General features: G+C 64.0%; 8 protein-coding genes. 7 read left to right on the forward strand and 1 reads right to left on the reverse strand.

The window, feature by feature from the left end; all coding sequences use genetic code 11:
• The 7 genes from infB to HXX15_RS06195 all read left to right on the forward strand — a co-directional run.
• Positions 1-2,137 (forward strand): translation initiation factor IF-2 (infB, locus tag HXX15_RS06165; protein WP_296513739.1); only part of this gene is annotated, 2,137 nt, incomplete at its 5' end.
• A gap of 141 nt (positions 2,138-2,278) precedes the next feature.
• Positions 2,279-2,692, forward strand: a complete 414-nt coding sequence (gene rbfA / locus HXX15_RS06170; protein ID WP_296513741.1) for a 30S ribosome-binding factor RbfA — start codon at positions 2,279-2,281, stop codon at positions 2,690-2,692.
• Entirely contained in the window at positions 2,692-3,804 is a 1,113-nt protein-coding gene (gene truB, locus HXX15_RS06175) for a tRNA pseudouridine(55) synthase TruB (protein WP_296513743.1), read from the forward strand. Before rbfA ends, truB begins: the two co-directional genes overlap by 1 nt.
• 2 nt (positions 3,805-3,806) lie before the next feature.
• Positions 3,807-4,076, forward strand: coding sequence for a 30S ribosomal protein S15 (gene rpsO / locus HXX15_RS06180; protein WP_296513745.1), 270 nt, complete (start codon positions 3,807-3,809; stop codon positions 4,074-4,076).
• A 330-nt stretch (positions 4,077-4,406) separates the two neighbouring features.
• Positions 4,407-6,566, forward strand: coding sequence for a polyribonucleotide nucleotidyltransferase (pnp, locus tag HXX15_RS06185; protein ID WP_296513747.1), 2,160 nt, complete (start codon positions 4,407-4,409; stop codon positions 6,564-6,566).
• A gap of 477 nt (positions 6,567-7,043) precedes the next feature.
• Complete coding sequence (locus HXX15_RS06190) at positions 7,044-8,726, forward strand: PAS domain-containing methyl-accepting chemotaxis protein (RefSeq protein ID WP_296513750.1); 1,683 nt, start codon at positions 7,044-7,046, stop codon at positions 8,724-8,726.
• Positions 8,727-8,947: 221 nt separating this feature from the next.
• Positions 8,948-10,534 carry an AMP-binding protein gene (locus HXX15_RS06195; protein WP_296514863.1) on the forward strand — a complete coding sequence of 529 codons (1,587 nt, stop codon included), beginning with the start codon at positions 8,948-8,950 and terminating at the stop codon, positions 10,532-10,534.
• 21 nt (positions 10,535-10,555) lie between these two features.
• Here the strand turns inward: HXX15_RS06195 and HXX15_RS06200 are convergent, their stop codons facing one another.
• Positions 10,556-11,668, reverse strand: a complete 1,113-nt coding sequence (locus HXX15_RS06200; protein WP_296513752.1) for an HD domain-containing phosphohydrolase — start codon at positions 11,666-11,668, stop codon at positions 10,556-10,558.
• Positions 11,669-11,732 lie beyond the last annotated feature (64 nt).

Below are 11,732 nucleotides of genomic sequence, written 5' to 3' on the forward strand. Positions count from 1 at the left end.
GGCCAAGGCCGAACGCGAAGCCAAGAAGCGATTCGGCGAAGCCGAAGCCAAGGCTGCCGCCGAAGCCAAGCCCGTAACGACAGCCCGCGCACCCGGCGCCGCCGTGCCTCCGGCACGTGCGCCCGGCGTTGCCGCCGACGCTACCGATGAGGATGAAGGTCCGCGCCAGATCCGCCGCGGTCCCGGCGGCGTCGCCCGTCCGGTCACCCCGCCGAAGACCACCGCCAAGCCGGCGCCTGCCAAGCAGCGCGGCCGCCTGACCCTGGTCACCGCTTTGTCCGCCGACGACGTCCGCGAGCGCTCGATCGCCTCGTTCCGTCGCCGCACCCAGCGCCTCAAGGGCCATCAGTCCAACGAGCCGAAGGAAAAGCTGGTCCGCGAGGTCATCATTCCGGAAGCTATCACCATCCAGGAACTCGCCAACCGTATGGCCGAGCGCGCCGTGGACGTGATCCGGCTGCTGATGAAGCAGGGCCAGATGGTGAAGATCACCGACGTGATCGACGCCGACACCGCCCAGCTGGTGGCCGAGGAAATGGGCCACACCGTCAAGCGCGTCGCCGAATCCGACGTTGAAGAAGGCCTGTTCGATATCGTCGGCGACGACACCGACACCGAACCGCGCTCCCCGGTCGTCACCGTGATGGGCCACGTCGACCACGGCAAGACCTCGCTGCTCGATGCGCTGCGCCACGCCAATGTGGTGTCGGGCGAAGCCGGCGGCATCACCCAGCATATCGGCGCCTATCAGGTCACCTCGCCGGAAAGCGGCAAGAAGATCACCTTCATCGACACCCCCGGCCACGCCGCGTTCACCGCGATGCGTGCCCGCGGCGCCAAGGTCACCGACATCGTTATCCTGGTGGTGGCCGCCGATGACGGCGTGATGCCGCAGACCATCGAGGCGATCAATCACGCCAAGGCGGCGAAGGTGCCGGTGATCGTCGCGATCAACAAGATCGACAAGCCCGACGCCAAGCCGGAGCGCGTCCGCACCGAACTGCTGCAATACGGCGTGCAGGTTGAATCGCTCGGCGGCGACGTCGTCGATGTCGAGGTCTCGGCCAAGAACAAGACCAATCTCGACAAGCTGCTAGAAATGGTGGCGTTGCAAGCCGAGTTGCTCGATCTCAAGACCAACACCAAACGTCCGGCCGAAGGCACCGTGATCGAAGCCAAGCTCGATCGCGGCCGCGGTCCGGTCGCCACCGTGCTGGTCCAGCGCGGCACCCTGCGGATCGGCGACATCATCGTCGCCGGCGCCGAAATGGGCCGCGTCCGCGCGCTGATCTCGGATCAGGGCATCACCCTCACCGAAGCCGGCCCCTCGGTGCCGGTCGAAGTGCTCGGCTTCAACGGCCCGCCGGAAGCCGGCGACCGCATGGCCGTGGTCGAGAGCGAAGCCCGCGCCCGCGAAGTCACCAGCTACCGTGCGCATCAGAAGCGCGAGAAGTCCGCCTCGGCCGTGTCCGGCCTGCGCGGCTCGCTCGAGCAGATGATGAGCCAGCTCAAGACTACCGGCCGCAAGGACTTCCCGCTGATCATCAAGGCCGATGTGCAGGGCTCGCTGGAAGCTATCCTGGGCTCGCTTGAGAAACTCGGCACCGACGAAGTCACCGCCCGCATCCTGCATGCAGGGGTCGGCGGCATCTCGGAATCCGACGTCACGCTGGCGGAGGGCTTTAACGCCGCGATCATCGGCTTCAACGTCCGCGCCCATAAGGAAGCGGCCGCGGCCGCCAAGCGCAACGGCATCGAGATCCGCTACTACAACATCATCTACGACCTCGTCGACGACGTGAAGAAGGCGATGAGCGGCCTGCTCGCGCCGACCTTGCGCGAAACCATGCTCGGCAACGCGCTGATCCTGGAAGTGTTCAACATCTCCAAGGTCGGCAAGGTCGCTGGTTGCCGCGTCACCGACGGTTCGGTCGAGCGCGGCGCAAACGTCCGCTTGATCCGCGACAACGTCGTGGTTCACGAGGGCAAGCTGTCGACCCTGAAGCGTTTCAAGGACGAAGTGAAGGAAGTGCAGTCCGGTCAGGAATGCGGCATGGCGTTCGAGAGTTACGGCGACATGCGCGCCGGCGACGTCATCGAATGTTATCGCGTGGAGACGATCCAGCGCTCGCTGTAAGTCCAAATCTTGCAGCGAGCCGTCGATCGATAATGGGCGTCATGGACGGACTTGGTCCGGCCATCCACGTCTTACCTAAGACAAAGACAGGCGTGGATGCCCGCGACAAGCGCGGGCGTGACGCCAATTTGAGAGACGACAATGCCTCGCCATCACGAAAAGAGCACCAGCCCCGGCGGCTCGCAGCGTCAGTTGCGGGTCGGCGAGTTGGTGCGCCATGCCATCGCCGATATTCTTTCGCAGGGTGGCGTGCACGATCCGGTGCTGGAGACTCACTTGATCACCGTGCCGGAAGTCCGGATGTCGCCGGATCTCAAGCTCGCGACCGTCTATGTGATGCCGCTCGGCGGCCGCGACACCGACATCGTGCTGAAGGCGCTGGCGGCCAATAAGCCGTTCATCCGCACCGCGGTGGCGCACCGCGTTAATCTGAAATTCGCACCCGACCTTCGCTTCCGCATCGACGAGCGATTCGCCGAGGCGGAACGAATAGAGAAATTATTGAGAACACCCGCGGTGCAAAAGGACCTCGAACCGGATTCGGACGGAAATTGATGAACGTGACCACGCCAGACGCCCTTCTCGACGCGCAGCATGTCGAATCGAACGGCGCTGATGAAAATATTTCTTCGCAGCCGATTCGTGCCGATCGTTCGCACAACGATCCGCGCAACAACGGCCAGCGCGGCGGGAAGCAGCGCCAGAACAACCAGCCGCGGCGCGACAAGCGCGATGTCCATGGCTGGGTGGTGCTGGACAAGCCGATTGGCATGACCTCGACCCATGCGGTGGCGGTGGTGAAGCGGCTGTTTTCGGCCAAGCGCGCCGGCCACGCCGGCACGCTGGATCCGCTCGCCTCCGGCGGGCTGCCGATCGCGATGGGCGAAGCCACCAAGACCGTGCCGTTCGTCATGGACGGCCGCAAGCGCTACCGCTTCACGGTGGCGTGGGGCGAGGAGCGCGACACCGACGACACCGAGGGCCAGGTCACCAAGTCGAGCGAGCTGCGCCCGACCCCGGAGGCGATTCGGGCGCTGCTGCCGCAGTTCACCGGGCGGATCGAGCAGACCCCGCCGCAATATTCCGCGATCAAGATCGCCGGCGAGCGCGCCTACGACATGGCGCGCGACGGCGAGGTCGTCCCGCTGGTCCCCCGCCCGGTCGAGATTCACGAATTAATCCTTACGGAACAAACAGATAGTGACCATTCGGTGTTCGAGGCGGAATGCGGCAAGGGCACCTATGTGCGGGCGCTGGCGCGGGATCTGGGGCGGCTGCTCGGCTGCTACGGCCATATTTGCGAGCTGCGGCGGACCCTGGTCGGCCCGTTCCGCGAGGCGGACATGATTCCGCTGGAACAATTGCAGGCTTTGTGCGATAGAGCCGCGTCTGGCGAGGGTAGCCTCGCCGACGCGCTTTTGCCCGTTGAGACCGCGCTGGACGACATCCCGGCACTGGCCGTCACACGGGCTGATGCGGCAAGGCTCCACCGGGGCCAGGCCGTTTTGTTGCGCGGACGGGATGCGCCCAATAGTAGCGGCACAGTCTATGTCACGGTGGCAGGCCGGCTTTTGGCCCTCGCCGAGATTGGCAATGGCGAACTCATCCCCAAGCGCGTGTTCAACCTGTCCGGACTGACCAGTTCGGCACGCAAGGAAAGTATCTGACGATGTCGATTACCGCAGAACGCAAAGCGGAAGTCATCAAGACCAATGCCAACAAGGCCGGCGACACCGGCTCGCCCGAGGTTCAGATCGCGATCCTGTCGGAACGCATCGCCAACCTCACCGGGCACTTCAAGACCCACGGCAAGGACAATCACTCCCGCCGCGGCCTGTTGAAGCTGGTGTCCACGCGCCGTTCGCTCCTCGACTACATCAAGAGGAAGGACGAGGCGCGCTACAAGGCGATGCTCGAGAAGCACAACATTCGCCGCTGATCGAATTTTCGCACGCGTAAACGACGCAGTCTGGAAGCGGAAATCCGTTTCCATTCAAGCTGCGTCCGATTGTACTCCGTACAGGCGGAATCTGATTTGCCTGTACGTTTTTGCTCAGCAGCATTCCGGCCGCTGGGCGACAAACGGGCCAAGTGCCCGCCGCGCGGGTTGATACCCGCACCGGGAGGATCGACGCCATTCTGGACCTGAAGACCATGGCAGGATCGCCGGACGCTGACGCAATCGCTCGCTCAGCGTCTCGCAATCTTGCGCATGGTCTTTTGGTATTTGGCGTCGCTGCCTTTCGTGAACCCATGAAAGAAACACGCAATGTTCAATATTCATTCAGTCGAGATCGATTGGGGTGGTCGTCCGCTCCGGCTTGAAACCGGCAAGATCGCCCGTCAGGCCGACGGCGCCGTGCTCGCAACCTACGGTGAGACTGTGGTGCTCGCCACCGTGGTGGCCGCCAAGACCGCCCGCGAAGGCGTCGACTTCCTGCCGCTGACCGTCGATTACATCGAGAAGACCTACGCCGCCGGCCGCATTCCCGGCGGCTATTTCAAGCGCGAAGGCCGTCCGACCGAGAAGGAGACCCTGGTCTCCCGCCTGATCGACCGTCCGATCCGTCCGCTGTTCGTCGACGGCTGGCGCAACGAGACCCAGGTCATCGTCACCGTGCTGTCGCACGACATGGAGAACGATCCCGACATTCTGGCTCTAGTCGCCTCCTCGGCGGCGCTGACCCTGTCGGGCGCGCCGTTCAAGGGCCCGATCGGCGCGGCGCGCGTCGGCTTCATCAACGACGAATACGTGCTCAATCCGGTACTCGACGAGATGATCGAGACCCAGCTTGATCTCGTCGTCGCCGGCACCGCCGACGCGGTGCTGATGGTGGAATCGGAAGCCAAGGAACTCAACGAAGACATCATGCTCGGCGCCGTGATGTTCGGTCACCGCCACTTCCAGCCGGTGGTGCAGGCGATCATCGAACTCGCCGAGAAGGCCGCCAAGGAACCACGCGACGTCAAGGTCGTCGACGAGAGCGTGCTCGAGAAAGAGATCTTGGGCCTGATCGAGACCGAGCTGCGCGCCGCCTATGCCATTCCGGTCAAGCAGGATCGCTACGCCGCGGTCGGCAAGGCCAAGGAAAAGGTGATGGCGCACTACTTCCCGGAAGGCCAGGAGCCGCAATACGACAAGCTCCGGATCGCCGGCGTGTTCAAGGAGCTGGAAGCCAAGATCGTTCGCTGGAACATCCTGGACACCGGCAAGCGCATCGACGGCCGCGATTCCAAGACCGTGCGCCAGATCATCGCCCAGGTCGGCGTGCTGCCCCGCGCCCACGGTTCGGCGCTGTTCACCCGCGGCGAAACCCAGGCGCTGGTGGTGACCACGCTCGGCACCGGCGAGGACGAGCAGTACATCGACTCGCTGGCCGGCACCTACAAGGAACAGTTCCTGCTGCACTACAACTTTCCTCCCTACTCGGTCGGTGAAACCGGACGCATGGGCGGCACCAAGCGTCGCGAGATCGGCCACGGCAAGCTCGCCTGGCGCGCGATACATCCGGTGCTGCCGCCGCATCACGAGTTCCCCTACACCGTGCGGGTGGTCTCCGAGATCACCGAGTCGAACGGCTCGTCCTCGATGGCCTCGGTCTGCGGCGCGTCCCTCGCGCTGATGGATGCCGGCGTGCCGTTGAAGCGGCCGACCGCGGGCATCGCGATGGGTCTGATCCTGGAAGGCGAGCGCTTCGCGGTGCTCTCCGACATCCTCGGCGACGAGGATCATCTTGGCGACATGGACTTCAAGGTCGCCGGCACCGATGTCGGCATCACCTCGCTGCAGATGGACATCAAGATCGCTGGCATCACCGAAGAGATCATGAAGGTCGCGCTCGGCCAGGCCAAGGACGGACGCATTCACATTCTCGGTGAGATGTCGAAGGCGCTGACCAACGCCCGCGCCGAACTCGGCGAATACGCGCCGCGGATCGAGACCTTCAAGATCGCCACCGACAAGATCCGGGAAGTGATCGGCACCGGCGGCAAGGTGATCCGCGAGATCGTCGAAAAGACCGGCGCCAAGGTCAATATCGACGACGACGGCACCGTCAAGGTGGCGTCCTCCGACGGTGAATCGATCAAGGCCGCGATCAAGTGGATCAAGTCGATCGCGTCCGACCCCGAGCTCAACGCGATCTATGACGGCACCGTGGTCAAGGTCATGGAGTTCGGCGCCTTCGTGAACTTCTTCGGCGCCAAGGACGGCCTGGTCCACATCAGCCAGCTCGCTCCGGGCCGGGTGCAGAAGACCTCCGACGTCGTCAAGGAAGGCGACAAGGTCAAGGTCAAGCTGCTCGGCTTCGACGATCGCGGCAAGACGCGTTTGTCGATGAAGGTGGTCGATCAGGTCACCGGCGAGGATCTCGAGGCCAAGCAGAAGGCCGCCGAGGCCGCCGCGCCCCGCGAAGCTGCCGGCGAGTAACGCGCGCAGCAATTGCCAAATAGCGATGGGCAAGGGGGCGGCCGAAAGGCCGCCCCCTTTTTTGCAGGCGTCCGCGCTATATCGTCGCTTGGCCGCAATCCGATTTCGGTGCGGCAGGCGATGCCGCGGAATAGCGCGGACACTTACCTCGTATGACTACCAGTCATCAAATTATTCCGCCAGCGGTTGCAATGCAACACGACTGATCGGCACTCCATTTGCCATCGAGCGTCATCAATTATCAACTGGGGGTTGCTGGGGGTTGCTGCAAGTTTCGCTTTGGTACACGGCACTACACGTCAATTATCAACCAGGCGCCCACAGCGCATTGGGTGGGGCGGTATTTGAGCTACCCGTGTCATTACGGGGCTAGTTGAAAGTTAAGGCAATTCAAACACACTCAAACCATTGCGAACAGAGCATCTCACGTCATTGCCGAGCGTCGCGAAACCCATCCACTCCCGAGGTCCCAGCCAGATGTACCCGTTCTCGAAACGCGCCGGTGGCGATCACACCGCGGCTATGCTCGATGCGATCAACCGCTCGCAGGCGGTGATCGAATTCGACATGAATGGCACCGTGCTCACCGCCAACGAGAATTTTCTCAATGCGCTCGGCTACACGCTTGATGAGATCAAGGGCAAGCATCACAGCATGTTCGTCGACCCGGCGATGCGCGACAGCGCCGAGTACCGGGATTTCTGGAGCGCCCTGAACGCGGGCAAATATCAAGCCGGGGAATTCAAACGCATCGCCAAGGGTGGCAAGGATATCTGGATCCAGGCGTCATACAATCCGATCCTCGACAAGCAGGGCAAGCCACTCTGCGTCGTCAAATACGCCACTGACATCACCGCGGCAAAGATGCGCAGCATGGAGGATGCCGGCAAGATCCAGGCGATCGGCCGCGCCCAGGCGGTGATCGAATTCGCGATGGACGGCACCATCCTCACCGCCAATGAGAACTTCCTGACGACGCTCGGCTACACACTCGCCGAGATCAAGGGGAAGCACCACAGCATGTTCGTCGAGCCGGCGCTCCGCGACGGCGCCGCCTATCGTGACTTCTGGGCCAGCCTCAATCGCGGCGATTATCTGGCCGCCGAATACAAGCGGATCGGCAAGGGCGGGAAGGAAGTCTGGATTCTTGCTTCCTACAACCCGATCCTCGACGACAGGGGCAAGCCGTTCAAGGTGGTCAAATTCGCCACCGACGTGACGGAGCAGAAGCTGGCGACTGCGGATCTGGCCGGTCAGATCGCCGCGATCGGCAAGTCGCAGGCCGTCATCGAGTTCAACATCGACGGCACAATTATCAGCGCCAATGACAATTTCCTGCACGCGCTGGGATATTCGCTCGGCGAGATCAAGGGCCGGCACCACAGCATGTTCGTCGACCCGGCGGAGCGCGACACGCCGGCCTATCGCGAATTCTGGGCGGCGCTGGGCCGCGGCCAGTACCAGGCCGCCGAGTACAAGCGGATCGGCAAGGGCGGACGCGAGATCTGGATTCAAGCGTCCTACAATCCGATCCTCGACCTCAACGGCAAGCCTTTCAAGGTGGTGAAATACGCCACCGACACCACCAGGCAGGTGCTGACGCGGATGGGCAACGAGCGCGTCCGGGGCATGATGGAGTCGGTCGCCGCCGGCGCCGAGGAACTCAACGCCTCGGTCCGGGAGATCTCGGAAGCGATGACGAAATCGCGGCAGACCGCGCTGTCAGCGGTCAGCGAGGTCGAGGCTGCTGATACCCAGGCGCAGCGGCTCAACGACGCGGCGCAGGCGATGAGCGGCATCGTCGAACTGATCGGTCACATCACCGGTCAGATCAACCTGTTGGCGCTGAACGCGACGATCGAATCCGCCCGCGCCGGCGAGGCCGGCCGCGGCTTCGCGGTGGTGGCCTCCGAGGTGAAAAACCTCGCCAACCAGGCCAAGCAGGCGACCGACAAAATCGGTCAGGAGATCGAGAATCTGAATGGCATTTCCGGCGATGTCGTGGGGGCGCTGAACAAGATCAAGACGGCGATCCAGAACGTCAGCGAATATGTCACCACTACCGCGGCAGCGGTCGAGGAACAGAGCACCGTCACCGCCGAGATGTCGTCGAGCATGCAGCGCGCGGCATCCGAGGCAGCCGCGATCTCGAACGGCTAGGACCTCACCCGCCCGCGCGGCGGGATTCCAGCAAGCACGGGCGGCCGCAAGGTCGCCCGTTTTGCGTCCGCGCGCTGCCGACCGCGGCCGGGCGACCGTCGCGAATTGCGCTCGGCGCGGCCCAATGGCACAACAGCCCGGTAAAAACAAAACAGAAGCCGCGACAAACGGCCGGCAAGGCTGCCCGCCGAAGTGTCGCCGGACTTCCATCCGGAGGAACGATATTGCGTGACGAGCATGCGCCAGGCGTGGTGGGACCGTTTGCTGGCCTTGATGTGCCGTGGTTGCTGCGGATGCAGGCCGAACTGCGCCGCGATCATCCATTCCTGATCTGGGCGCCATTCGACGCACCGGCACGGAGCTGGAGTTACGGCGAGTTTTACGACCGCGTCGGCGCGCTCGCCGCGGGGCTGGCGAAGCGCGGCATCAGGCCCGGCGAATACGTCCTGATCCATCTCGACAATTGCATCGAGGCGATGCTGACCTGGTTCGCCTGCGTCGAACTCGGCGCCGTCGCGGTCACCACCAACACCCGTTCGGCGCCGGCGGAAATCGAATATTTCGCCGAACATTGCGGCGCTGTCGCCGCCATCACCCAGCCGGCCTATGCCGAGCTGGTCGCCGGCAATTGCAGCAAGCTGCGCTGGATCGCGGTGATCGCGCACGACGCCGGCGCGGCGCCGGCGCAAGGCCACGGCGTGCCGCCCGCCGAGCGGTTCGAGGCGCTGTTCGCCGACAGCGCCGACCGGCCGCGCCGACCGATCGATCCGATGGCGCCCTGCAGCGTGCAGTACACCTCCGGCACCACGTCGCGCCCGAAGGCGGTGCTGTGGACCCACGCCAATGCGCTGTGGGGCGGCAAGGTCAACGCCGCGCATCAGACGCTGCGCGCCGACGATGTGCACATGGCCTATCTGCCGCTGTTCCACACCAACGCGTTGGCCTATTCGATGCTGTCGACGCTGTGGGTCGGCGGCTCCTGCGTGATCCAGCCGCGGTTCTCGGCGCGGCGATTCTGGAGCACCGCGCGCGAGCATCGCTGCAGCTGGAATTCGACCATCGGGTTCTGCATGAAGGCGCTGCTGGAGCACGACATCCCGAAACAGCACAGCTTCCGGCTGTGGGGGACGGCGTTCTGCGAGCCAGCGGCGTTTGCGGCGTTCGGCATCAAGATCGTCGGCTGGTGGGGGATGACCGAGACCATCACCCACGGCATCATCGGTGAGGTCGACCAGCCCAACATCCCGATGGCGATCGGCCGTGCCGCCACCGAATATGGCATCCGCGTCACCGACGACGACGGCCGTCCGACCGCGGTCGGCGGCACCGGCAATCTGCTGATCAAGGGCGTGCCCGGGCTGTCGCTGTTCAAGGAGTACCTGCACAACGAGGCCGCCACTCGCGATAGTTTCGATGCGCATGGCTATTTCATCACCGGCGACCGCGTCACCTTGCTGGAGCGCGGCTTCATCAAATTCGGCGATCGCGCCAAGGATATGCTGAAGGTCGGCGGCGAAAATGTCGCGGCGTCGGAGATCGAGCAGGTGGTCGCCACGGTGGCCGGCGTGCGCGAAGCCGCTGTGGTGGCCAAGAAGCATCCGATGCTCGACGAGGTCCCAGTGGTGTTCGTGATCCCGAGCGCCGGGGTGGCCGCGGCGGCGCCTGATCTGCAGGACAGGGTAATAGCCGCGTGCCGCGGCGCACTGGCGGATTTCAAGGTACCGCGTGAAATCCGCCTGGTCGACGAAATGCCGCGCTCGACCTTGGAAAAGGTGGCGAAAGCGGAACTGCGCAAATTGCTGGAGTGAGCACGGCTATGCGGCGGCGCCTCAGGATCCGAACGCGACCGGACGGAATGCCTGCAACAGCCGCTGGTCGATCTTGTCGCCAAGCGATTCCATGCGGGCGAAGGCCCGCGCGCGGGTCAGGGGCTCATGCCCGGCCCGCTTCGCCACCATCGAGGCATAGATGTCCACCACGGTGGTGATGCGGACGATATCGCTGATCTGATCGCCATGCAGGCCATCGGGATAGCCGCTGCCGTCGAGCAATTCGTGATGATGCAGCACGACGTCGAGGGTTTCGCGCGGGAAACTGCCCTGCGCCACCAGTGCGTTGAAGCCGAGCCGCGGGTGTTCGCGGAACGCCGCGAGTTGATCACCGGCCAGATTATCGTAATTGTCGAGCACCGCGACATCGACATACGCCTTGCCGACGTCGTACAGCAACGCCGCGCGGGTCAGCCTGCGCTGATCCTCCTCTCGCATGCCGAGGTGCTGGGCGAACGCGACTGAAAAGCCGGTCGCGAACAGGCATAGCCGATAGCTCTCATTGTGATGCCGGCCGACCGCGGCGAGCCACTCCCGCAGCGACGATTTCTTGATCGCCTTCAGGATATGGCCTTCCGCCTGCTTGATGTCGTCGAAGCTCAGCGCCCGTCCGGCCGGCAGCCGCTCAAACATTTTGACCAGCACGGCATGCGCCGCGGAGACGCCCTTGTTCAACGCCTCGGCGCTGGCGGCCTCGGTGTCTTCATCCGGGTCAGGAAACGCCGCCTGGATCCGCAGCAGGATGTCACGCGCATCGAACGGCCGCGCGATGGTGTCGGTGGCGCCCAGCGCCCAGGCCTGCATCGAGCCGTGATGCAACTCGTCCGCGAGCACGAACAGCCGCGGCACCGGCTTGTAGGCGCCGGCGAGCAGCTTGCGACGAATCTGCTGCACGCTGTCGGCCGATCGCAAATTGATGTCGACCACGATTCCGGAAAGCTGTTTCGAGGGGGCGTCCGGTAGCTCGGCGGTCGGGACCACTTCAACGTCAGCGACGCGCGCCAGAATCCCCGCCAGATCCCGACTGCGATCGCCGCGGTCGGAGGCGAGCAGCAGACGCCGTCGCGCCGCAGGTTGTTTGGCTATTGCAGATTGCTTGGCTAAAGCCGTCATGTCTTCGACCCGATGCAGCAAAACGCTGCCGCACCGTGATAACCACAAATGTGTTCCCGGGGAT

The sequence above is a fragment of the Rhodopseudomonas sp. genome (assembly GCF_013377015.1).
Taxonomy (GTDB): domain Bacteria; phylum Pseudomonadota; class Alphaproteobacteria; order Rhizobiales; family Xanthobacteraceae; genus JARJEH01.

Bases quoted from the DNA above. Each gene is read 5' to 3' on its own strand.
- rbfA (WP_296513741.1), top strand. From the start codon at position 2,279: ATGCCTCGCCATCACGAAAAGAGCACCAGCCCCGGCGGCTCGCAGCGT.
- truB (WP_296513743.1), top strand. From the start codon at position 2,692: ATGAACGTGACCACGCCAGACGCCCTTCTCGACGCGCAGCATGTCGAA.
- rpsO (WP_296513745.1), top strand. From the start codon at position 3,807: ATGTCGATTACCGCAGAACGCAAAGCGGAAGTCATCAAGACCAATGCC.
- pnp (WP_296513747.1), top strand. From the start codon at position 4,407: ATGTTCAATATTCATTCAGTCGAGATCGATTGGGGTGGTCGTCCGCTC.
- HXX15_RS06190 (WP_296513750.1), top strand. From the start codon at position 7,044: ATGTACCCGTTCTCGAAACGCGCCGGTGGCGATCACACCGCGGCTATG.
- HXX15_RS06200 (WP_296513752.1), bottom strand. From the start codon at position 11,668: ATGACGGCTTTAGCCAAGCAATCTGCAATAGCCAAACAACCTGCGGCG.